Genomic DNA, 22,551 nt, shown 5'->3' on the forward strand with positions numbered 1-22,551 from the left:
CACGAAGCGATTCAGTGCTCGACGAACTCCAGTAACACGCCGCCAGTGGATTTGGGATGACAGAACGCGACCTCGTGGCCCCACGCGCCGGCGCGGGGCGTCTCGTCTATCAGTTCGACGCCCGCGTCTCGGGCGGCAGCGAGCGCCGCTTCGATGTCGTCGGTTTCGAGGGCGACGTGGTGGAGGCCCGCCCCCTCGTTTTCGAGATAGCGCGGAATCGCCCCCTCGGCGTCGGGGAGCGGTTCCAGCAACTCGAAGTAGCCGTTGCCGAGATCGAGAAACGTCACGCGGAGCCCGTCGAACGTCTCCTCGTGAGCGATCGGTGCGTCGAAGGCGGTTTCGTAGAGCGCCGCGAGCGCGTCGGCGTCGTCGGTGGCGACGCCGGCGTGGTCGAACTGCATGAGCGGCGGTTCGACGGCGACCTACTTAGCTTTCAGAGCAGGTGAGCTGCGAAGGCGACTCAGTCCGCGGGCTGTGGCGACTCCTGCTCGGTCCCGAACAGCTTCTCGTCCAGCAACTCGGCGATTCGCTCGTTCGTCTCGGGGCTGTAGTGGCCACCCTCGCCGCGCTGGACGTACAGCGACTCGGTGTCGTCCGTGCTGAGGTGTTGTGCCACGTCGATGGTCTGGAGCGCGTCGAACTCCTCGTCGAGTCGGTCAAGCAAGTCTCCGTAGACCGCGCCGTGTTCCTGTTCGTACTGCGTGTATCGGTGCTGCTGGACCATCGCGAACACGGGCGTGAACTCCTTCTCCTCGGCGAAGGAAACGAACTCGCCGACGAGCGCCCGGAAGAGTTCGTCGTGCTCGTCGAACAGGCGGTCGTGGTACGCCGCTCGCGGCTGTTCCATTCGGACCTCGGTATCTCGGAGCCGTTCCGCAGTATCGACGCCGGGAATCGACCGTTCGTACCGGCGTTCGAGTTGCTGCAGCGTCGCGTAGATGGCGTACCGCACGTTCTCCGGTTCGCCGAGGAAGTCCTCCGAGTAAGGGAACGACGGGGTGTGCGGCTTGAACCAGTGTTCGTAGTGGTAGTCGTGTTCGCGGAGGAACGACGCGTGAGACTCGATGTCGAGTAAGTCTTCTTTCTCGTCGATGGGGCTCTCGACGAGTTCGAGTTCGCCGTCGTCGTCGAGTTCGTAGCGCGGTTTCACCGCGAGGACGTTGCCGAACTCCTGATAGTGCTTCCAGACGCTCAGGATGCGCCCGATGGAGGAGGCCGTGACCGTCATCACCACATAGTCGGTCGGGTCCTCGTCGTACTGGCGCTTCAGACGGAGCAGCGCCTGGTCGAGGCCGTAGTTACCAGCCCCGTAGTTGGCGACGTGAGTATCGAGGCGGCGAGCGAGGTAGTTCTGGAACGTCTCGTCGTCGTCCACCTCCCGACAGAAGCAATAGGAGTCGCCGTACGTCGAGATGGTGGGGTCGTTGTCGGGGTCGCGGTCGTTGACACAGGTGCGACTGCCGTACTCGTCCATCGAGTACGTGACGACGTGTTCGACTTCCTCGCCAGGGAGGTGGTCGCCGGTGTCCTTCTGTTTCTGGACGCCGGCTTGTGGGCACCAGCCCAACTCGGAGTCGAAGCTACTGAACTTCCCGAGCAGTTCGCGGTCTATCTCCGGGAACTCCTCCCACGCGACCGTCGGCATCCCGTCGATCCCTTCGCCGTAGCGTTTCAGCGAGAGATATGAGACGACTTCGACGACGACCGCTATGAGAGCGAGCAGCGGAAGTAACAGTGCGAGCGCAGCGATTCGTGAACGCCGTGCCATCGTGATATACGTGCTAGCCGAGCGTGCGGAAAAGGGTTGTTCCCTTCAAATGCCACAGCCGGTTCGACTTGCAAGCTACAAAGTTACCCTGCTGTGCCATATCGTATCACATATGGCCGACCGTATCCTCGTTCCCTTCGACGGATCGACTTGCGCGAACCGGGGCGTCGAGCGTGCGCTAGAACTGTATCCCGAGGCGACGGTGACGCTACTCAGAGTGGTCGAACCGGTCTCTGCGGAGGGGATCGCTCGTTCGGACGCCCCGCTCGATACGGACGTCGGCAAGACGGACACTTCGTCAGCCAAACCGGATGCGAGCGTGACGTCAGAGCGTGTCGAGTCCGTCGTCGAACCCGGCGTTCCGGCCTCGCGAATCGTCGAGTACGCTGACGAGCACGATGTCGACGCAATCGTGGTCGGAACGGACGACCGCTCGACCTTCTCACGACTGCTGTTCGGCAGCGTCTCCGAGGCAGTGGCGGCGAACGCGGAAGTACCCGTTCGCGTCGTCTCGTAGCCTGCGTAGAGAGTCATACTGCTGACATCGCGTTCTTCGAGAGCGGATGCAACAGAGACTAGATTGACGCGCTCTCTGACAATGCAAGCAGACTCCCCTTCCGCATACATCACCAATAGTGAAGATAGCGTTAGATGATCCAGGAGACCCTACGCGAACGGAGGTTGAATAGATGAGTTCACAGTACGAAGTGAGTTCGTGGCTCCCGCTGGAGGGGCCACGAGAATTTATCCAGGCGTACGGGCTCGGACTACTGTTTTCAGCGAACGTCTTCGGTGCGGGGTCGGTGTACATCCTTTCGAACACGGGCGCGCAGTTCGGTTTCACGCTCCTGTGGACGATGCCGCTGGCGCTCTTGGTCGACCTCGGCATGCGAGAGATGTCGGGGCGACTTGCCACGATAGACGAACCCCTGATGGAGTATATCAGCGATACGATCGGGACGGCCGGCGGGAAGGTACTGTCGGTCGGTATCGCGTTCATAATGCACTTTTGGGCTATTTCGAACTTCGCCGTCGGTGGTGCAGCCCTCGCGTGGTTGACGCCGCTCGACAACGTCTATCTCGGCATCATCCTGACTGCGGGGGTCGGCATCACACTCGTGGAGATGCGTCTCTACGAACGCGTCGAAGCGGCTATCGCCGTCCTCATCCTGACGGTGTTCACCATCTATATTGTCCTGATGCTGGGACTCGACCTCCCTATCGGCGAGGTCACTTCCGGGTTCATTCCCATGCTCACGACCGACCTCGGCTATCTGGCGACGGTCGTGGGGCTGTTCGGGACGACGGTGTACTACCCGAACTTCTTCATCCAGTCTTCGATGGGGCCCGAGAAAGGCTGGACGGATATGTCCTACTACCGACGCGACAACTTCGTCGGCGTCGCGTTCGTCGTCCTGCTAAGCATGTCTGTTATTGCCGTCTCCGCGATGACGCTCGACCCTCACACGCCGACGCTCATCAGTCCCGCAAAGCCGCTAACCTCAGCCATCGGCTCGTGGACGCTACCGGTGTTCGTTACCGCAGTGTTCCTCGCGTCGTTCTCTTCGGCGACGGGAACGCTGTTCGGTTCCGGATTCATGGTTCCGCAGGCGTGGGGCGAAGACACTGAGTTCGGTGACAAGTGGTTCCGACGAACCGTCGAGGGGCTGGTCGTGATATCCGTCGCCTTCGCCATCCTCCTGCTCGAATACACCGCGATTACGCCGGTGGAGCTGGGGATTACGATGCCCGCGGTCAACGGACTCATCGGTCTCCCCATCACGGCGCTCGCGCTCTACATGGCCAACCGGAAGTTCTTCGACCATCCGCTGTGGATGCGCGTCGGGTTCGCTGTCATCGTCGGCCTGATGTTCATCCTCGCGGCGATGACGGCGGAGGGCCTCTACAACCAGATCGTCGGCTGGCTCTGAGGTCGAAGTCGCGGTTCGGCCGCTTTCGCTTCGTTTTCGGTGACGAGTTCCAGTTCACAGCGCTGATTTTTCGTCCCGTGGTTTTATGTAGAGAAGTGTCCGAATTCCGCCGTGCTTGATTTCGCCCTGCCCGTCGGGCCGGCGGTCGCCGTACTTCTAGTCGGTATTGCCTTCTTCGCCGGTGTCGGCATCACTACCATCGGTCCCGGCGGTATCTTTCTGACCATCGCGCTGTACGCGCTCACGCCGCTGTCGCCGGGTACCATCGCGGGCACCGCGCAGGCGACGTTCGTGGCGACGGGGCTGGTCGCCACCGCCGCGTACGTGCGCTCGGGCGAGCTCACGACCGGCGAGACGCGGACGTTGACCATCGTCTTAAGCGTCAGCAGCGTCGCTGGCGCGCTCGCGGGGGCCGGGCTGAACGCGTTCGTCTCCCGAGGGATGTTTGGACTGCTGCTGGGCGGGCTGGCGAGTAGCGTCGGCGGTATCATCCTCTACCGCGAGCGGCGCGGCTTCATGCCGCTGGCGACGTTCGACCAGACGACCACGTCGGGCAAACTCTCACTCGGCGCGCTGGGATTCGTCCTCGGCGGGTTCAGCGGCCTGCTCGGCGTCGGCGGCCCGGTTCTGGCCGTCCCCGCGCTCGTCCTCGTCGGCGTGCCGATGCTGTACGCCATCGCCGTCGCGCAGGTCCAGTCGATCTTCATCGCGGCGTTCGCCTCGCTGGGCTACCTCGCGCAGGGGACCGTCTCGCTCGCGCTGGCGGGCGTCGTCGGTCTCCCCCTGGTGGCCGGCGTCCTCGTCGGCTGGCGAGTCGCCCACCTCGTCGACCCGAACCGCCTGAAGGTCGCACTCGGTGGTGTGTTGTTGCTCGTCGGTCCGTATCTCGCGCTGTGACTACTCCTCCTCGCGCAACCGCTCACGTCGCCGCTCGTACTCCTCGTCGCTGAGGTCGCCGCGGGCGTACGCCTGCCGGAGTTCGGAGAGCGCCGGGTCGCGCTCTTCCCCGCCGACGAGCGCGCGGTAGAGGAGATAGCCAGCACCGACGATCGCCGCGAGAAACAGCAGTTGTGCGAGGAGGCCGACGAGCCATATCCAGCCGGGCGCGGTTCCGCTACCGCCCCACATTCCGCCGCCCCACATGCCGCTACCGCCGCCCATCCCGCTCCCCCACATCATGCCGCCGCCGAGCATTCCGAATCCCATCAAGAGCGCCGGGAGGACGACGAGCACGCCGAGGGCGAGGAGAACCAATGCGACGAGTCGGCTGTCGCGTTGCGTTGCGGTCACGGTCGGTCACCGCTGGTGTGGCAGTTCCGTGGCATACGTGAACGTACGCGCTCCTCGTTCAATGCCGTTCCTGTTGGAAAGCCGAAGACACTGGCCGAGTAAATTTCAGATTCGAAAGCCTAGAGCGACGACCCGGGCTGATACTCCCCGAACACGTCCCGGAGCACGTCACAGATTTCGCCGGTCGTCGCGTAGGTCTTCACCGCGTCGATGATGTAGGGCATCAGGTTCTCCTCGCTCTCGGCGGCCGTCCGAAGCGTGTCGAGTGCATCTTCGACGGCTTCCTCGTCCCGGTCGTCACGGACGGCGGCGACGTTGTCCTGTTGCGTCGCTTCGAGGGCCTCGTCCACCTCTTCGATGTCCTGTTCGCCCTCCTCCTCGACCTCGAACTCGTTGACGCCGACGATGATTCGCTCACCGGCTTCCTGTTCTTGCTGACGTTCGAAGGCCACGTCCTGAATCTGGCGTTGGACCCACTGGTTCTCGATGGCCTGTCGCATCCCGCCGCGCTCGTCCACCTCTTCAATGAGTTCGCGGGCGTCCGCTTCGAGTTCGTCTGTCAGCGACTCGACGTAGTAACTCCCGGCCAGCGGGTCGATGGTGTCGGCCGCGCCCGACTCGTGGGCCAGAATCTGCTGGGTCCGTAGCGCCGTCCGAACGGACTCCTCCGTCGGTAGGCCGATGGCCTCGTCTTTCCCGTTGGTGTGGAGACTCTGCGTGCCGCCCAGCACTGCCGCGAGCGCCTGATAGGCGACGCGGACGACGTTGTTCTCTATCTGCTGGGCGGTCAGCGTCGACCCGGCCGTCTGGGTGTGGAACTTCAGTTGCTTGGATTTGGGGTTCTCGGCGTCGAAGCGCTCCTCCATGATCTTCGCCCAGAGGCGGCGGGCGGCGCGGAACTTCGCCACCTCTTCTAGGATGTTGTTGTACGAGGCGAAGAAGAACGATAGCTGTGGGGCGAACTCGTCTACGTCCAGCCCCGCATCGATGGCCGCCTCGACGTACTCGATACCGTCGCCGAGCGTGAAGGCAATCTCCTGTGCGGCGGTCGAGCCGGCTTCCCGGATGTGATAGCCCGAGATGGAGATGGTGTTGAAGTTCGGCACCTCCGCCGCACAAAACTCGAAGATGTCGGTGATGAGCCGCATCGACGGCTCCGGTGGGTAGATGAACGTGTTGCGAGCGATGTACTCCTTGAGCACGTCGTTCTGGATGGTCCCGCGCAGTTCCTCGCGGTCGACGCCCTGCCGGTCGCCGACGGCGATGTACATCGCCAGCAGGACGCTCGCGGGCGCGTTGATGGTCATCGAGGTCGAGACTTCGTCCAGGGGAATCCCTTCGAAGACCGTCTCCATGTCGTCGAGCGAGTCGATGGCGACGCCGGTCTTGCCGACCTCGCCCGCGGCCATCGCCGCGTCGGAGTCGTAGCCCATCTGCGTCGGCAGGTCGAACGCCATCGAGAGCCCGGTCTGGCCCTGGTCCAGCAGGTAGTGATAGCGCTCGTTGGTCTCGGCGGCGGTGCCCATCCCGGCGTACTGACGCATCGTCCACAGGCGGCCCCGATACCCGGTCGGATAGACACCGCGGGTGTAGGGGTCCTCTCCCGGAAAGCCCAGGTCCGCCTCGTAGTCGAGATCGGCCACGTCGGCGGGCGTGTACAGCCGGTCTACCTCGTGCCCCGCTGTGTCCGTCGTGAACGTCTCTTTGCGTTCGCCGAATCGGTCGACGGTCGGCTGGACCGCTTCGTCTTCCCACTCGGCTTTCGCCTCGCGGATCTCGGCCAGCTCGTCGGGGTCGAACATGCACGAGACGTGGACCGGCGACGGCTTAAGCGTTCTCGAATCCTTCCTGATTGTTCATGGTTTGGTGGATTCGGCCGAGGGTTCATGCCGCCGCAATTCGTGTTACCAAACATCATGACAACCGACCCAGCGGATTCGGTGCCGATTACGGTCGTCAGCGGGCCGCTCGGAGCCGGTAAGACGACGCTCGTCAACCGACTCCTCTCGAACCCCGGTGACAGGCGCATCGCCGTCGTCGTCAATGACATGGGCGAGGTCAACGTGGACGCGGAACTGCTGGCCGAGGAGACCGAAGAGGGCATCGTCGACCTCTCGAACGGCTGTATCTGCTGTCGCTTACAGGACGACCTCGTGACCGAGGTCACGCGACTGGCCGAGGAACGCTCGTTCGACTACCTCGTCGTCGAAGCCTCCGGCATCAGCGAACCGCTCCCCATCGCGCGGACGTTGAGCGTCGGGACGGACGACGCGAGCCTCCCCGAGACGTTCCGCCTCGATACGACCGTCTCGGTTGTCGACGCCTACGGGTTCTGGAAGGCGTTCGACGCCGAGGAGTCGTTGCCCGACGCCGCGCCGGACCCCGAGCGACCCCTGACCGAGGTGCTGGTCGACCAGATCGAGTTCTGTGACGTTCTCCTGTTGAACAAGTGCGATATGGTGCCCGACGACGACCTCGACGCGGTCGAGGCGGCGATACGCGAACTCCAGCCGCGAGCGACGCTGTATCGGACGACCTACAGCGAGGTCGACCCGAGCGCGGTGCTGGGAACCGGCCTGTTCGACTTCGAGGCCGCGCGACGCGAACAGGGTTGGAAGCGGGCGCTCACCGAGGACGGACACGCGGCGGACCGCGACGGGCAGGGGGAGGAGAGCCACGGCCACGGTCACGACCACGGCGACCGGTCGGCCGCGGCGGCCCACGGCGTCGAGTCGTTCGTCTACCGCCGTGAGCGACCGTTTCACTCCGAGCGGTTCGACGCGTGGCTGGACGACTGGGACGGCTCCGTCGTCCGGGCGAAGGGGTTCGCGTGGGTGGCGAGCAGACCGGAGACGGTGCTGGGCGTGAGTCAGGCGGGGCCGTCAGTGCAGGCGGGCCCTATCGGCGAGTGGGGCGAGGACGACCCAGCGACTCGACTCGTCTTCATCGGCCGCGAGATGGACGAAGACGCGATCGTCTCGGGACTCGACGAGTGTCTGGCGAGTGATGCGGAGCGGGCGGCGGGGACGGAGGGAGGAGGGGCGGCAGCGGACGACCCGTTCCCACGCGAGGGTTGACTCAGACTCCGTAGCCGACGTCCTCGCGGAGTTCGTCCCACGACTCGTGAAAACCGTACGTCGAGTCGGACCCGTCGCCGCCGACGGCGGTCTGATAGACGTCGTCGTACGCCAGCAACTGGGTCCAGCCGTCGTGGAACTGGTAACTGCAGTACTGACACATACCGCTGCATTGTCGCTCGTCGGTCGTATAGCTACCGGCAAAAATGAGTTCGGTGGTCGATTAGGGCTCCAGCAGGACTTTCGTCACGCCCTCTTCGCGGTCGTCGAACGCCTCGTACATCTCCGGAGCCTCTTCGAGGCCGACGCGGTGCGAGACGACCCAACTGGGGTCCGCGCGGCCCTCGATGATGAGGTCCCGAAGTTCACGGTTGTAGGACTTGACGTTACACTGGCCGGTGCCGAGCTTCTGACCCTTCTCGAAGAGCAGGCCGAAGTCGATGCCGAGGCGGCCCTGCGCGGCCATCTCGTCGGGCGCACCGGGGTCTTCGGGGACGTACAGGCCGGGGATGCCTAGTTCGCCCGTCGGCTTCACCGTTCTGATGAGGTTATTGAGGACGACGGCCGGGTTCTCGCGGGCCGGGTCGTAGGCGTCGTCGGCCTCCTTCTCGGGGTCGATGGCCTGATAGCCGACGGCGTCGACGCCCTTGTCGACCTCGCCCCCGTGTTCGTCCATGATCTGCTCGACCGGGTCTCCCTCTTCGAAGTTGATGGTCGTCGCGTCGCAGTGTTCCTCCGCGAGTTCGAGACGACTGGGTACGCGGTCGACCGAGTAGATCTCGGCCGCGCCCTTTACCTTGGCGCTGTAGGCCGCCATCAGCCCGACCGGCCCGGCCCCGTAGATAGCGACCGAGTCGCCCGGTTCGAGGTTGGCGAGTTCGGTGCCGTGCCAGCCCGTCGGGAAGATGTCCGCGAGCAGGGCGAAGGAATCCTCGTGTTCGTCGCCCTCGGGCAGTTTCAGCGCGTTGAAGTCGGCGTAGGGAATGCGGAGTTGCTCCGCCTGTCCGCCTTTATAGGGCCCCATCGCGACGTAGCCGTACGCACCGCCGGCAAAGCCCGGATTGACGTTCGTACAGAACCCGGTGTAGCCGTCCTCGCAGTTCTCGCAGAACCCGCAGGCGACGTTGAACGGCGCGACGACGCGGTCGCCTTCCTCCAGGTCCGAGACGGCGTCCCCGACTTCCGTGACGATTCCCATGTTCTCGTGCCCGAAGACGATGCCCGGCTCCGCGGCCGTCCGTCCCTCGTACATGTGGAGGTCCGACCCACAGATACATGTCGTCGTAATGTCGATGATGACATCGTTCGGGTGCTCGATCTCTGGTTCGTCTACTTCTTCGACAGCCACTTCGTGTTCGCCTTTATACACTACTGCATCCATTGACATTTGTTAGCACTCCCGTCCTGTCAATTGGACGGACGGTATATATAATCATTGTAAGTTATAATATGGCACGTAGTTCGCAGGCGGTGCGGTCGAAGCGGCGAGGGTAGCACGTCCGACGGGAGACGGCCGACAGTATCGGCGCACTCGGAGGCTGAGGTTTATTCCCCTGCTGGCACCATCTTCCGCTATGGCAATCGAAACCGGTGATGGGGTTTCCATCGAGTACGTCGGTCGGTTCGAAGACGGGGCCGTCTTCGATACGTCACGTGCAGACGTGGCCCGCGACGAGGGACTGTTAGCGGCACAGGGAACCGACCCCGACGACTACGCGCCGCTCGCGTTCACCGTCGGTGCGGGCGACATCATCGAAGGGCTGGACGAGGCGCTCGTCGGGATGGAAGCAGGCGAGGAAGCGACCGTCACGGTCCCCCCGGAGAAGGCCTACGGCGAGACCAACGAGACGAAAGTTCGGGAGTACGATCCCGAGACGTTCGAGGCGATGGTCGGGAAATCTCCCGAGGTCGGCATCCACGTCGAGGCTGAAAACGGGCTTCACGGCGACGTGACCGCGGTACGAGACGACGCCGTGGAGGTGGACTTCAACCACGAACTCGCCGGTCGGACTCTGGTCTTCGACGTCGAGGTCCTCGAAGTCAGAGACGATTAGCTGCCGGTATCGTACTTGTAGGTCGCCTCGTCGGGGTCGATACCGAAGTCCTCCGGCGAGTCCTCGGGTTCGCTGGTGTCCGCTTCGTGGACCGAGGCGTTCTTGAATCGTTCGCGGAAGCGGTCGGGCATCCGGAACCGGTCGCGCTGGAGGCGAAGCGGCACGGCGTCAGGTTGGACGTTCTCCCGCTTCGTTTCGAGGCGCTCCTGTAAGCGCTCGGGCAACTGCTCGGATTCGATGCGCTCGAAACCGAACTGCGCGAGATAGTCGTCGGCACTAGTCAGGGAGTACACCACGTCGAAGCCTTCGTCGGCGGCGTACTCGACCAGCCGCTCGATGACGTGGGCACCGACGCCCTGGTCGCGCCACTCCGGGAGAACGCCGATACTCGTCAGCTCACAGATGGGGTCGGCGTCGTCGGGTTTGTGGATGCGGATGCGGCCGAACCCGGCCTTCTCGTGGGTGTGCTCGTCGATAGCGAGCACGTAATCACGGGAGCGGAAGGCTGTGTCGTCCAGCCCCATCTCTTCGATGTGGTCCAGTAGCCAGACCTCCTCGCGGTTTTTCGCGTCCCGCACGTACATACCTATCCGTTGGCCGTCCCCGGTCAAAAGGGTTTGCGCACTCGGAATCTACCCTCGAACGAACCCGGTTTCCCCGAGGTAACTGCGCGGCTTATCAGACTGGCAACCGAAGCGGCGAACGATTCATGCGCGACGGAGAAACCGGTCGGCGGGCGTTTCTGGGCGGGACAGTCGCGGTCCTCGGCGCTATCGGGCTCGCAGGGTGTCTGGGCGACGAAACGAGCGAGAGCGACGGGACGGCTATCGGAACCGAGACCGCGGCGGACACGTCGACAGCGGAGCCGACGCAAACTCCGGCGGAGACGGCCGAATCGACTCCGACGGAGCCACGAGACGTCTTGTTCGAGGCCCCGCACGGCGCGACAGTCGAGGCGACGGCCTACGGGAGCGGCGACTGCGGCGTCGCGTTGGTCCCGCAGATAAACTTGGACCGCGAGAGCTGGCGCCCCCTGGCGGAGCGCATCGCCGAGAGGGGACGGCTAGCGCTCGCCGTCGACGAGGACCCGGAGAACCGAGCGGCGTCGGTTCGCGGTGCGGTTCGCTACCTCCGCGAGCAGGCGGGCGTCTCGACGCTCGTCCTCGTCGGCGCGAGTTCCGGCGGCGAGGCCGTCCTCAGGGCGAACGCGACGACGGAGTTCGCCGTCGATGGCACGGTAACGCTCTCCGCGGCCGGCGGGACCGACCGCGCCGCGGACCTGCAGGGCCGGACGCTATTCGTCGTGAGCACGGGTGACGACGACCGGTTCGTTCGCACCGCGAGACGACTGCACGAGGAGGCCCCGGACCCCGCGGAACTGGTCGAGTACGACGGCTCCGCCCACGGGCAGGCAATCCTCGACTCGGCACACGGCGACGACCTCCGACGTCGGATGCGACGGTTCATCGCCGACGCCTGCGGGGAGTGAAGGGGTGCGAAACCGCGCAACTACTTAGTGGACTGTCATCGAACCACACGTCATGGCCCCGGAATCACTCGAAGAGTTGGATCAGGTCGTCCACGAACCGTCACGGGAGTTCGTGGAATCGACCAACGTCTGGCAGTTCATGCAGACCTACGACATCGACGACTACGAGGAACTCATCCAGCGAACGACGACCGAATTGCCAGACGAACCGGACTCCGGCGTCGACTGGTTCTGGGACGAACTCGTCGACTATCTCGGCATCGAGTTCTTCGAGGAGTACGACGACGTACGGGACAGCGAGACACGCAGCGTCTCGGTCGGGAACGGTGAAACCGAGACTTACGACGGACCACAGTTCACCGATTGGTATCCCGGCGGCGAACTCAACGCGGCGCACAACGCTGTCGACCGCCACGCCGCCCGCGACAACGGCGCTCGCAACCACCTCGCGCTCATCTGGGAGGGCGAACCCGGCGACGTGCGGCAACTCACCTTCTACGACCTCCACCAGCAGAGCAACCGGGTCGCCAACTATCTCGAATCGGTCGGCGTTGAGACGGGCGACACCGTCGGGCTCTACATGCCGATGGTCCCCGAGGTGGCGAGCATCCTCTATGGCTGCCTGAAGGTCGGTGCCGTCGCGGTGCCCATCTTCTCCGGGTTCGGCGTCGACGCGACGGCGACACGCCTCGCGGACGCCGAGTGCTCGGTGCTGTTCACCGCCGACGGCTTCTACCGACGCGGGTCGAAGGTCCACCTCAAGGATAGCGCCGACGACGCCATCGAGGCGGCGGAAGACCTGACCGAGAGCGGCGATTCCCCCGTCGAACACACCGTGGTCTACGACCGCATCGGCACCGCCGAGGACCCTATCGAGAAACTGACGTGGACGCGCCGCGACGACTGGTGGACTGAGGCCATCGAGGAGCAGTCCGACAGCTACGACACCAAATCGCTCCCCAGCGACCAAGAGTCGATGCTGCTGTACTCCTCGGGGACCACCGGCGAACCGAAGGGGATCGTCTCCACGCACGCCGGCGCGCTGATTCAGGCCGCCAAGGAAGTCTACTTCGGCTTCGACCACAAGCCCGGCGACCGATTCTTCTGGGTCAGCGACATCGGGTGGATGATGGGGCCGTGGACGCTGCTGGGCAACCACACCTTCGGCGGAACCGTCTTCATGTACGAGGGCGCGCCGGACCACCCCGAGCCCGACCGCTTCTGGGAGATGATAGACCGCCACGACCTGAGCGTCTTCGGCGTCTCACCGACGGCTATCCGCGCGCTCCGAAAGAAGGGCGAGCAGTGGCTGGAGGGACACGACCTCTCCTCGCTTCGCCTGCTCGGGTCGACGGGCGAACCGTGGGACCCCGAAAGCTGGCAGTGGTTCTACGAGAACGTGGGCAACGGTGAGTGCCCCATCATCAACATCTCCGGCGGCACCGAGATAATGGGCTGCTTTCTCATGCCGATGCCCATCCAGTCGCTGAAGCCCTGCACGCTCGGCGGACCGGGTTTAGGGATGGATATCGACATCGTGGACGAAAACGGCGAGTCCATCGTCGACACGCACGAACGCGGCTTCCTCGTCGCGCGGGACTCCTGTCCGTCGATGACGAAGTCGCTGTGGAGCGGCGACGAGCGCTACCTCGAAGAGTACTGGTCGACCTGGCCCGACCTCTGGGACCACGGCGATTGGGCACAGAAAGACGAGGACGGCCTCTGGTTCCTCCACGGCCGGGCCGACGACGCGCTCAACGTCGCGGGGCGAAAGGTCGGCCCGGCAGAAGTCGAGGGCGCGGCGATGGACCACCCCGCGGTCAATCAGGCCGCTGCCGTCGGCGTCCCCGACGAGACCACGGGAACAGCCGTCGTCCTGTACGCCGTCCTCGAACCCGGCCACGAACCGACCGACTCGCTCCGCGAGGCAATCGGAGCGACGGTCGGTGAGGAACTCGGCAAGCCGTTCCGCCCCCGCGAGGTGCTGTTCGTCGACGCCTTCCCGAAGACCCAGAGCGGGAAGATTCTCCGCAGAGCCATCGGCTCGGTCTACCGTGGCGAGGACCTGGGAGACATGTCCAGCATCGAGAACCCCGAGGCGCTCGACGCCATCGGCGACCCGAGGTAATCTGTCTCAGTCCGTCGGTTGCTCCTCTACGGGCAGGTCCAGTTCGAGCAGTCGCGGGAGCGTCACTAGGGCGAGCGCCAGTTCCGCGCCGCCGGCGACGACGAACGCCGCGAAGTAGCCGACTTCGCTGGCGACCGTTCCGCCGACGAGGATGCCCGCGAGAAAGCCCACGCTGCCGAAGGCGTTGAACCCGGCCATCGCCGTCCCGCGCCCGCTCTCGCCCGCGAGGTCGGTGACGAGCGCCATCGTCGCCGGCGACATCAGCGCACCGATGACGCCGACCAGCACCATGCCCAGCCCCGCGAGGACGACTGTCGGGGCGAGGCCGACGCCGATGACCGCAAGGCCGTACAGCAATGACCCGGCGACGATGGGGATGGTTCGACCGACGCTATCGGAGAGGACGCCGAAGGGGTACTGGAGCAGGGCGAACGGCGCGAAAAAAAGCGCGAGCATGATGCCCGTCTCGCCGGGGGTCAACTCGAACGCTTCAGGAAGTACAACGTGCCGACGAGCGCGAAGAAGCCGGCGGTCAGGCGGTCGATGAAGCCGAAGGCGTACGGAATCCCCAGCGCGGGCGTCTCGCGGAGTTTCGTTACCGCGGCGCTCAGTCGCCCCTCGTCGTCGGTCGGAGCGCGGTCGGTCACCAGCACGGCCAGCACCGCCACCGCGAGCAAGACGCCGCTGGCGAGATATAGCGGGAGCGTCGGCGAGACGCCGTACAGCTGTCCACCGAGCGGCGCGCCGGTCGCCGTCCCCAGCCCGATGGCGATGCCCGCCGCGCCCATGTTCTTCCCGTGGCCGCCCGCTAAGTCCATCAGCATCGTCATCGACAGCGAGAATGCTGCGATGGTCGCGCCGCCCTGCAACGCTCTGAGGACGAGGATTTCCTCGAAGGAAATTTTCGTGACCGTCGGGAGCCACGCCAACGCGGCGTAGAACACCGCGCCGACGACTGCCCCGCCGACGATGAACGGAACCCGGCGTCCGACCGCGTCGCTCACCGCGCCCCAGATGCCGGCGAAGACGACGAACGCAGCGAACTCCGCGGCGAGGAACCACATGCTCGCGTCGAGTTCGGTCTCTGCGCCCAGCGCCCGAACGAGCGTATCGACGCCCGGATAGAGGAGCACCTGTGCCAACAGCACGGCGAAGACGACGGCTGCGAGGATAGCTCGTTCTCTCCGGACACTCACGTTCGAACGTTCGGCCAGCGAGCGAAAATACGTGTCGGACTGTGGTTGTACTCACTTGCCGGTCGGGACTGACACTGACCGCAGCGTGGACTGGTGACTACTCCCGAGCGAGTGCGGCCCGAACACCACGAACCTCAGAGAGGACGGCCCGCCACTGCTCGATGGATCCCGGCACGTCCGCGGCGTCGGCGTCGTCGCCGCGGACCCGTTTCGCTCGCTCGGCGATACGTTGCTGGACCGTAGCCGGGTCGTCCATCGCCACCAATTTGAGCTCGGCCCCTTCGCTGCCGGCGGTATCGACGGTGACCGTGCCGTGACCGAATAGTTTCCCGAGGACGCCCTGTGCGTACGAGGTGTTCTGGACCTTCCGGAGCGATAGCTCTGTCACCGTTACCGACAGCACGCCGGTCCGGTGGTACAGCGCCGTCTCGGTGAGAACGTAGTGGGTCGTCCGTCGCCAGAGCCACATCGCCGCCGTCGGGACGGCGAACGCCACGAGCGCGATCGGGGTGACGACGGCGAGTGAGAACGCGGTCGACAGCGCCGCGGCCGCGACTACCAGCCAGCCCAGCGCACTGACGACGAGCGCCGCGATCAGCCCCAGCGCGACGCCCTGTAGGACGACTCGCTGGCGCGGTTGGCCCTGCCAGCGGATTTCCTCGTCGCTGTCCAGCGAGAGCCAGTCGGTTCTGCTCATCTGTCGCGGTCGGGGTGAGGGTTACTGTCTCTGGGCCGGTTCCCCGCGTCGAGCGACTGCCGTATCGCCTGTAGTTCGGTCAGGATCTCGTCGAGCACGTCGGCCTTCGACTCGTCGTCGGCGTCTTCCGCCGACTCGCTCTGTGCACGCTTGACACCGCGTGAAAGTTGCTTCTGAACGGTTTGTGGGTCTGCGACGCCACGAAGCGTCATCTCGACACCGGAGCCGCCGGCAGTGCTGATCATCACGTTCCCGTAGCCGAAGTACCGGCCGACCGCGCCGACCGAGAACGAGGTGTTCTGGACCTTGTCGAGGTCGATCTCCGTGACGGCGCGACTGAAGATTCCCGTCTTCTTGTAGACGCCCTTGTTCGTGATGACGTAGTCGGTGTTCTGCTGACGGAGATGTGCCGAGGCGATGACGACAAGGCCGAGTCCCAACAGGAGTATCATCGGGACGCCGACCAGATACGTTCCGTAGAGCGATTCGGTGGAGGGCTGGCCCTGCCAGACGATCTCCTCGTCGTCGTCCAGTGTGAGCCAATCGTGTTCGGAAGGCATGCTATCGGGAACTCACGGCGGAACAACAAAAGCGTGCTCGACAACGGACAAAGACATGCCCGCGGCTCGCGAGCGGTCGACCTCTCACTCCGCGCTGTGTGGCGGGACGAATCCGCAGTTGGTACAACCGGTGTGTTTCGTCGTGTGATAGCTCATCGTCTCGCTGCAGTTGGGGCACTTGTACTGGCTCTCGCTCATCGAGTAGACCAAGGGTTCGACAACATCTAAATCTTTATACGACAGATGTCGTATTGCTGCGGTGTGGAGACGGCCTCGTGATCCTTGTCACAGTGTCTCTCTCGCGGACAAGGAGACCGGCCGCTGGGCGACGTGGCGGGCAGCTATCACTATCGACGGAAGATCTGTTCTACGACGAACCGCATCGACGACAGTCGATAGGCGGTTTCCGTGCTTGGCCGTCGCGCGAACGCGGTCGCTAAGTGGAGAGACGTGTGACAGTGTCGCTCGCGCACGAAAAAATATAGAAACGACGACGAAGTGGCGCGTTCGTGCGGCCTGCTTACATGTAGCCGAGGTCGCGCAGACGCTCCATCAGGTCCTCTTTGTCCTGGGCGCGGCCGGCGCGCTCGGTCGTGTTCTCCATGTCCTGGAGCCACGCGGGTTCCTCGGCGGATTTGTCCGTACTGACCTCGCTACCGAGCGAGCGGAAGCCGGCGAAGTATTTCGGCGAGACGGGGACATCTTCCTTCTCGATGCCTTCCGGGAGGTCGTCCTGTCCCTGTGGGACGTAGCCCTCGTCGGGGTAGTCCTCGACCGTGTCCGGCACGACGAAGTTCCAGAAGGCCTCCCAAACGTCGGCCTCGGCGAACTGGAGAATCGTCTGAATGCGGTCGTGTGGCGGGTAGATGTCGGGGTCGTGACGCGGCGAGAAGAACGTCTCGTCCGCGCGGGACTCCTGTTCGTCCCACCGGATACCGGAGATGATACCGTCGACGTCGTGCTCCTCGATGGCGTCGTTGAGCGCCACCGTCTTCAGGAGGTGGTTGCCCACGTAGGTGTCGAGCAGGAACGGGAACGTGTCCTCCTCGTATTCGAGGATGTTGCGGACGTGGTGCTGGTTGTGTTCCGAGAGATCATCGATGGCGATGTCGTCGCCGGGTTCGAGATCCTGCTCCTCGACGACGTCGCCGACGTCCTCGTTGCGCGCCCAGATGACGTCTAAGTCCCACTCGTCGGCCCAGTGCTCGACGAAGTCGATGAGTTCGTCGAAATGCTGGTAGTGGTCGATGAAGACGACCGGCGGGACTTCGAGGTCGAATCGGTCGGCCACCTCCTTGACGAAGTACAGCGTCAGCGTCGAGTCTTTCCCGCCGGTCCACATCACGACGGGGTTCTCGTACTGTTCGAGGCCGGTCTTCGTGACCTCGATGGCTTTCTCTATCTTGTGGTTGACCGTCGGGTACTCCTCGGGTTCCTCGCCTTCGCCGTCGGAGTAGTCGACGTCGAGGTACTCGGGGAAGTCTTCATTGGACATCGTGTAATGAGATATAATTAGTGGCTGTAAGTATTTTTTGGCAAACCGACAGATATGCTACCGACTGCCACGGGACGTGTGCCGCAACCGGCTGCGTCGGCATCTTTTTTCACGCTTACGTGCGTGGACTCGGACGAGATGCCCTCCCGATTCGCCGCCGCTCGTACCGTCTGCCGCCGTTGGCTCGCCCTCTACGTCCCGGTCGCCGCGTTGCTCCTCGGCGTGAGCACGCTCGCCGGATACCTGCTGGGAAGCGCTGTACCTCTCGAATCACTGCCGACCGCTGAACAGGCGGGATCGAATCCGTTTATGCCGGCCGAACTGACCACCGTCACCATCGCCGTCAACAATCTCGTGGCCATGTTCGTGATGTTGCTCGGGGCCGTCTCGCTCGGCATCGTCACCGTCTTGTCCCTCGTTCTGAACGGCCTTCTCATCGGTGCCGTCGTCGGCCTCGCGGTCCAGCAAGTAGAGCCAATCGTCGTCGCCGCGCTCATCGTTCCACACGGCATCATCGAGATCCCGGCGCTGCTCATCGTCGCCGCCGTGGGGCTCCGGTTCGCTCGACTGACGGTGCGCTACCTCCGCGGACTCGAAGCCCAACTCGTCACCGAACGGGACTTCCGCGAGGCGGGCTGGCTGGTCGCTGTCGCCGCCGTGATGATTCTCGTCGCGGCCTACGTCGAAGCGACGATGACGCTGGAAATCGCCGAGCGAGTGGCTGGTCGGGAACTAGCGAACCTTTGAAACGCGGCCGCAGAATTAGCTGATGAACTCGTTGTCCCGCCAGTTGATGCCGTCGGCTTCCTCGTCCTCGGCGGGGTCTTCGACGACGTTGATGGAGGCCGGCCGCTCCTCACCGTCGACGATTCGGATGGCTTCGAGTTCCTCGTCGACGGAAGCGATGGCGGTTAAGGTCCCCTTCTCGGCGACCTTCGCGACCTCACAGAGGACCTCGAACATGGCGTACTGAAGCGCCGTGTTCTGGAGGACCGTCTCGCGGTCGCCCTTGAAGCAGGCGTACTCGACGAGCTCTGATTCGATCTCCTCTTCTTCCTCTTCGAGTGCACCCCACTGCGGGCCGCCGCCCGTCGAGCCCGTACTGGCGGCACCGGGCGGCCCCATCTCGTCGGGGTCCTCCTCGTACACCCGATTCTCGGTGACGCTGGCCTTGAGTTGGGCTGTCGGGGTGTACTTACTCATGCTCTCGTCGGTGGCGACGGCGCTGACGATGAGCGTGTTGTTTCGGCGGGTGATGTCGATACTCTCGATTTCTTCGGGTAGGTCGGGATCCTCGAAAAAGTCGTATGTGTCTTCCAGTGGCAGTTCTAGCGTCGAGTGGAGTCTGTATACGCGGCTGGTCATGGTTGGGAGCGTGTGTCAATCGTCGACGGCCGTCCGCTGACGCTGCTGTCATCCTACTATAGGAACCACGAGCATATATGGTCTGTCCTTCCTGTTAGCCATCTAAACTGAGGGCTAAGACGGGACAAAATCGTCTAAAGTCTTCTCTAACTGAAAATTACGCGGCTGATTACTCGTATGTGAGTTTCAGTCGTCGGCCGCGGCCGCATCGTCTCCGACCGCGGCGTCCGCCTCGATACTGGGTGGGTACTTCCCCCGGTCGAGTCGGAGGTCTGAAGCAGGCCGGGCCATACAGGTCAGTGCGAAGTTCTCCCGCTCTCGCTCGGTGAGACCACGCGCCGCCGGCTGGGTCACCTCGCCGTCGACGATCTCGGCCGAACAGGCGAGACACATCCCCACGCGACAGGAGTACTCCTGTGCGATACCCTCCTCGATACAACGCGAGAGGATGGTCTCCTTCTCGGAGACGGTGATCTCCTCGCCCGTCCCCACGAACTCGACGGTGTAGTCGGTCATACAGCGGCGTTCGGCACCCCCCGGCAAAACTCTTTATTCCCGCCATGACCCCTCGACTCCGACCGGTTCCGCCAGTCGGAACGATTTTCTCTCTCGGGTGAAGACGAGGGTACATGACCACACACCAGTACGACGTGACCGTCGTCGGGGCGGGAACGTCGGGGTGTTACGCGGCCGCGACGGTAGCCGAGGCCGGCTACGACGTCGTCGTCGTGGAACGCAAGGACGCCGAGGAAGCGGGCCACATCGCCTGTGGGGACGCGCTGAAGGGAGCCAGTGACTTTCCGGAGGCCATTCCGAAATCCCGACTCGAACCCGCCTTCACGAACACGGACGTAGACCACGGGCGCTTCGAGATTCCACAGGAAGACACCGTTCTGGAGATTCCGGTGCCCGGCGAACTCGCGGTCATCGACCGTTGGGAGTACGGTCGGTGTCTCATCGCGGGCGCGAAGGACGCCGGCGCGGAGTTTCACTACGACACCGTCGTTCAGGACGTAATCCAGTCGGACGACGGCGAAGTGACCGGCGTGAAAGCCGTCCGGAAAGGTGACCCTACCACCTACGAGGCCGACATCGTCGTCGACGCGGCCGGCGCGCTCTCGCTGTTGCAGGATAAGACGGAGCTAGAGGACGCCACGTTCGATACGAACGTCCGGTACTCGCAGTTCTGCTCGGCTTACCGGGAGATAATCGAAGTAGACGAGCCGGTCGAGTGGAACGACGCGCTGGTGTTCAAGCCCACTGACCGATCGGCTGGCTATCTCTGGTACTTCCCCCGCACCGAGACCGAAATCAACGCCGGGCTGGGCTTCCAGATGAACGAGGAGCCGATGGAACTGGTCGACGACCTGAAAGCGGACCTCCAGAACCGCTCGGAGTTCCAGGGTGCGGAAGTGCAGGACAAACTCGGCGCGGCGCTCCCGACCCGGCGGCCCTACGACTCGGCTGTCGCACCCGGCTTCATGGCCGTCGGTGACGCCGCGGGCCACGTCAACCCGACCACCGGCGGGGGTATCGCGGGCGCGGCCTACGCCGGGAAGTACGCCGCAGAACAAGCCATCGGAGCCATCGAGGACGGCCGCACCGGCGACGAAAGTGCGCTCTGGGAATACAACGTCAACGTGATGGACCACTTCGGCGCGCGCTACGCCGCGCTCGACGTCTACAACATCTTCACGACGGCCTACGACGTGGACGACTTGATGGGCCTACTGGCGGCGCTCCCGGGCGAGAAACTCGCCGAGGCGCTGTACGGTGGCTCGACGAGCGTCAGTTTCGGGCTGAAGGTCAAGATGGCGATGAAGAGCTTCGGCCACTGGGGGACTATCTACGACCTCTACCAGACGAAGACCCTCGCCGACCGACTGCTCGACCACTACGAGCGCTACCCGAGCGACCCCGGCGGCTTCGCGGCGTGGCAACGCGAACGCGACGACATTATGGACGACATCTACGAAGTGACCGGCGCAGAAGCGAAGTACTGAGTCGGCTGCCCCGTCGAAAAACGGCCGCCGATCGTGCCTACATGTTTATTTTGGCTCTGTTGAAACCCTCGGAAGTTGATGCAAACGGCTTGCTGAATATAGAGACTGAGGGCACCGTAAGAAGGGGATAATGTGGAAATTTACCCCCTAATATTCGGCGGTAGAGCGCTTGATTCTCATATTTCAAACCGAACGGAGATTTTTACTGCGCCCTCAGATGCTCTATCCAGCACGAATATCGTGTTCGTTTCAGAATATTTGCGCTGGGTCAGCTGCTCAGCAGGTCTTCACATCTGATAGCCGCCGGAAATGAATGAAGATCGGTTGTGGCTCCGTTAGTTCGATTCACGGACGAATGTGAGTACCTCGTCGACGAAGCGGTCCGGCGCGGTGTTCATCGGCTCGTGGGCGTGCCCGTCGAAGGTAACAAGTCGGCTGTTTGGAAGCGCGTCGGTGATCGCTTCCGTTGCATCTTTGTAGAATGGGGAGCTCTCACCGCCGGACAACACTAAGGTCGGTGTACTCATTTCTACAAACCGGGCAGCATCAAATTCGTACTCAGCGATCGCTTGCAACTCGCGGGGCAGTGTATTGGCAGCGTCCACCATATCCTTCCAGATCGGTGCCGAGCGAGCCGCATCGAGTTCCTCCGGCGTGAGCTGAGCGACTTTTTGCAGGAACAGAACGAGCGCCTGCTCGTGTTCACCGTCTTCCAGCAGTCCTATCATTTCAGTGATAGCCTCTTCAACGTCGAGTTCGTGGTCACTGACCGCAATGGGGGGTTCGTTCAGGATGAGTTTGCGCAGATTGTCGGTGCGCAGGGCCGCCTCCAGTGAGTAGAGAGCTCCACTGGAATGACCAAGTAGCGTTACTGGATCGTCAATCGCATTGACGACGGCTGCCACGTCCTCGGCCTCTCGTTCTAGTTTGTACTTGGCAACGTCGCCGCTCTCGCCACGTCCACGCCGGTCAATCGCAGAAACCGTGCAGTGTTCTGCGAAGGCAGAACGCGTCCCAGTCAAATCCCAGAACGTGTGGAGGTCGGCGCTCCCGTGCACAAGGACGAGCGGTGGCCCGCTCCCGGTTCGTTCGTATGCAATAGGCGTGCCATCTGCTGAAATGACGGTTTCCATGATACCTCAACTATACCTATACGCTGTCTGATGCCCTTACTCTTCCGCACAGTAGCCTTGGCGACGGGCTTTCCGCAACGAACGGCTGCGAGATATGACTGCGGGAGACGTTTCGCTCGTCGTCAGCGGCGCGTCGGCATCGAGCGACCCGAGTGGGGCGTATGGGTTCGCCACGTTCCCGGCATTCGGTTCCGGGTCGTCCGTCAGCGCCGGACAGCAGGTCACGCTCGACGGGACGACCGTCCTGAGCGTCTCGAATCTTGACCTCTCGGCAGCGACGATTACGGTCCGGTGGGCGTCGCCGACGAACGGACAGACCGTCCAGCTGGCCCGCTGGACCGGACCACAGGCCTGAAGCCCGCGCT

The 22,551-nt window shown here is 63.7% G+C and carries 23 protein-coding genes and 1 pseudogene; 10 read left to right on the forward strand and 14 right to left on the reverse strand.

What is annotated here, in order from left to right:
* Positions 1-11: 11 nt before the first annotated feature.
* Positions 12-401 carry a methylmalonyl-CoA epimerase gene (gene mce, locus E4S61_RS02595; RefSeq protein ID WP_135302343.1) on the reverse strand — a complete coding sequence of 130 codons (390 nt, stop codon included), beginning with the start codon at positions 399-401 and terminating at the stop codon, positions 12-14.
* A 59-nt stretch (positions 402-460) separates the two neighbouring features.
* Positions 461-1,768 (reverse strand): hypothetical protein, encoded by a 1,308-nt coding sequence (locus E4S61_RS02600; RefSeq protein ID WP_135302344.1) that lies wholly within the window; start codon positions 1,766-1,768, stop codon positions 461-463.
* Positions 1,769-1,880: 112 nt separating this feature from the next.
* On the opposite strand from E4S61_RS02600, the gene E4S61_RS02605 reads away from it, so the two are divergent.
* The 3 genes from E4S61_RS02605 to E4S61_RS02615 all read left to right on the forward strand — a co-directional run bounded on the left by E4S61_RS02605 (position 1,881) and on the right by E4S61_RS02615 (position 4,596).
* The gene (locus E4S61_RS02605; protein WP_167768390.1) at positions 1,881-2,285 is read left to right on the forward strand and encodes a universal stress protein; all 405 of its coding nucleotides are present in this window, start codon (positions 1,881-1,883) and stop codon (positions 2,283-2,285) included.
* A gap of 172 nt (positions 2,286-2,457) precedes the next feature.
* Positions 2,458-3,699, forward strand: coding sequence for an NRAMP family divalent metal transporter (locus E4S61_RS02610; RefSeq protein ID WP_135302346.1), 1,242 nt, complete (start codon positions 2,458-2,460; stop codon positions 3,697-3,699).
* Between the two features lie 111 nt (positions 3,700-3,810).
* Entirely contained in the window at positions 3,811-4,596 is a 786-nt protein-coding gene (locus E4S61_RS02615) for a sulfite exporter TauE/SafE family protein (protein ID WP_135302347.1), read from the forward strand.
* On the opposite strand, the gene E4S61_RS02620 is transcribed toward E4S61_RS02615, so the two are convergent.
* The gene (locus E4S61_RS02620) at positions 4,597-4,989 is read right to left on the reverse strand and encodes an SHOCT domain-containing protein (protein ID WP_245180549.1); all 393 of its coding nucleotides are present in this window, start codon (positions 4,987-4,989) and stop codon (positions 4,597-4,599) included.
* Positions 4,990-5,108: 119 nt separating this feature from the next.
* Positions 5,109-6,791 (reverse strand): acyl-CoA mutase large subunit family protein, encoded by a 1,683-nt coding sequence (locus E4S61_RS02625; RefSeq protein ID WP_135302348.1) that lies wholly within the window; start codon positions 6,789-6,791, stop codon positions 5,109-5,111.
* Positions 6,792-6,905: 114 nt separating this feature from the next.
* Between E4S61_RS02625 and E4S61_RS02630 the strand changes: the two genes are divergently transcribed.
* A complete protein-coding gene (locus tag E4S61_RS02630) occupies positions 6,906-8,066 on the forward strand; it encodes a CobW family GTP-binding protein (protein WP_135302349.1) in 1,161 nt (386 codons plus the stop codon).
* A gap of 1 nt (position 8,067) precedes the next feature.
* Here E4S61_RS02630 and E4S61_RS25175 read toward each other — a convergent pair whose 3' ends face one another.
* Entirely contained in the window at positions 8,068-8,229 is a 162-nt protein-coding gene (locus E4S61_RS25175) for a hypothetical protein (protein ID WP_167768391.1), read from the reverse strand.
* Positions 8,230-8,289: 60 nt separating this feature from the next.
* The gene (locus E4S61_RS02635; RefSeq protein ID WP_135303264.1) at positions 8,290-9,447 is read right to left on the reverse strand and encodes a glutathione-independent formaldehyde dehydrogenase; all 1,158 of its coding nucleotides are present in this window, start codon (positions 9,445-9,447) and stop codon (positions 8,290-8,292) included.
* Between the two features lie 193 nt (positions 9,448-9,640).
* Here E4S61_RS02635 and E4S61_RS02640 point away from each other — a divergent pair, with 193 nt between their 5' ends.
* Positions 9,641-10,120: an FKBP-type peptidyl-prolyl cis-trans isomerase gene (locus E4S61_RS02640; protein ID WP_135302350.1), complete on the forward strand. Its 480-nt coding sequence runs from the start codon at positions 9,641-9,643 to the stop codon at positions 10,118-10,120.
* Here E4S61_RS02640 and E4S61_RS02645 read toward each other — a convergent pair.
* Positions 10,117-10,704: a GNAT family N-acetyltransferase gene (locus E4S61_RS02645; RefSeq protein WP_135302351.1), complete on the reverse strand. Its 588-nt coding sequence runs from the start codon at positions 10,702-10,704 to the stop codon at positions 10,117-10,119. The two genes, E4S61_RS02640 and E4S61_RS02645, sit on opposite strands and share 4 nt — an antisense overlap.
* Positions 10,705-10,829: 125 nt before the next feature.
* Between E4S61_RS02645 and E4S61_RS02650 the strand changes: the two genes are divergently transcribed.
* Both E4S61_RS02650 and E4S61_RS02655 read left to right on the forward strand, forming a co-directional pair.
* Positions 10,830-11,609, forward strand: coding sequence for a dienelactone hydrolase family protein (locus E4S61_RS02650; RefSeq protein WP_135302352.1), 780 nt, complete (start codon positions 10,830-10,832; stop codon positions 11,607-11,609).
* Between the two features lie 52 nt (positions 11,610-11,661).
* Entirely contained in the window at positions 11,662-13,737 is a 2,076-nt protein-coding gene (locus tag E4S61_RS02655) for an AMP-binding protein (RefSeq protein ID WP_135302353.1), read from the forward strand.
* Between the two features lie 6 nt (positions 13,738-13,743).
* Here the strand turns inward: E4S61_RS02655 and E4S61_RS02660 are convergent.
* The 4 genes and pseudogenes from E4S61_RS02660 to E4S61_RS02675 form a co-directional block, all read right to left on the reverse strand.
* Positions 13,744-14,933, reverse strand: a pseudogene (locus E4S61_RS02660) (MFS transporter).
* Positions 14,934-15,030: 97 nt separating this feature from the next.
* On the reverse strand, positions 15,031-15,630 hold the full coding sequence (locus tag E4S61_RS02665) for a PH domain-containing protein (protein ID WP_135302354.1): 600 nt from the start codon (positions 15,628-15,630) through the stop codon (positions 15,031-15,033).
* Positions 15,627-16,190: a PH domain-containing protein gene (locus E4S61_RS02670; RefSeq protein WP_135302355.1), complete on the reverse strand. Its 564-nt coding sequence runs from the start codon at positions 16,188-16,190 to the stop codon at positions 15,627-15,629. Before E4S61_RS02670 ends, E4S61_RS02665 begins: the two co-directional genes overlap by 4 nt.
* A 520-nt stretch (positions 16,191-16,710) precedes the next feature.
* Positions 16,711-17,685 (reverse strand): phosphoadenosine phosphosulfate reductase family protein, encoded by a 975-nt coding sequence (locus E4S61_RS02675; RefSeq protein WP_135302356.1) that lies wholly within the window; start codon positions 17,683-17,685, stop codon positions 16,711-16,713.
* Between the two features lie 138 nt (positions 17,686-17,823).
* Between E4S61_RS02675 and E4S61_RS02680 the strand changes: the two genes are divergently transcribed.
* Entirely contained in the window at positions 17,824-18,432 is a 609-nt protein-coding gene (locus E4S61_RS02680; protein WP_135302357.1) for a stage II sporulation protein M, read from the forward strand.
* Between the two features lie 15 nt (positions 18,433-18,447).
* Here the strand turns inward: E4S61_RS02680 and E4S61_RS02685 are convergent, their stop codons facing one another.
* Both E4S61_RS02685 and E4S61_RS02690 read right to left on the reverse strand, forming a co-directional pair.
* Positions 18,448-19,050, reverse strand: a complete 603-nt coding sequence (locus E4S61_RS02685) for a DUF7110 family protein (RefSeq protein ID WP_135302358.1) — start codon at positions 19,048-19,050, stop codon at positions 18,448-18,450.
* Positions 19,051-19,236: 186 nt separating this feature from the next.
* On the reverse strand, positions 19,237-19,566 hold the full coding sequence (locus tag E4S61_RS02690) for a 2Fe-2S iron-sulfur cluster-binding protein (protein WP_135302359.1): 330 nt from the start codon (positions 19,564-19,566) through the stop codon (positions 19,237-19,239).
* Positions 19,567-19,679: 113 nt separating this feature from the next.
* Between E4S61_RS02690 and E4S61_RS02695 the strand changes: the two genes are divergently transcribed.
* Positions 19,680-21,053 carry a geranylgeranyl reductase family protein gene (locus E4S61_RS02695; RefSeq protein WP_135302360.1) on the forward strand — a complete coding sequence of 458 codons (1,374 nt, stop codon included), beginning with the start codon at positions 19,680-19,682 and terminating at the stop codon, positions 21,051-21,053.
* A gap of 335 nt (positions 21,054-21,388) precedes the next feature.
* Here E4S61_RS02695 and E4S61_RS02700 read toward each other — a convergent pair whose 3' ends face one another.
* On the reverse strand, positions 21,389-22,186 hold the full coding sequence (locus E4S61_RS02700) for an alpha/beta fold hydrolase (RefSeq protein WP_135302361.1): 798 nt from the start codon (positions 22,184-22,186) through the stop codon (positions 21,389-21,391).
* 94 nt (positions 22,187-22,280) lie between these two features.
* On the opposite strand from E4S61_RS02700, the gene E4S61_RS02705 reads away from it, so the two are divergent.
* On the forward strand, positions 22,281-22,541 hold the full coding sequence (locus E4S61_RS02705; protein WP_135302362.1) for a hypothetical protein: 261 nt from the start codon (positions 22,281-22,283) through the stop codon (positions 22,539-22,541).
* Positions 22,542-22,551: the final 10 nt, after the last annotated feature.

Source organism: Haloarcula amylovorans (assembly GCF_004681185.1).
Lineage (GTDB): Archaea > Halobacteriota > Halobacteria > Halobacteriales > Haloarculaceae > Haloarcula > Haloarcula amylovorans.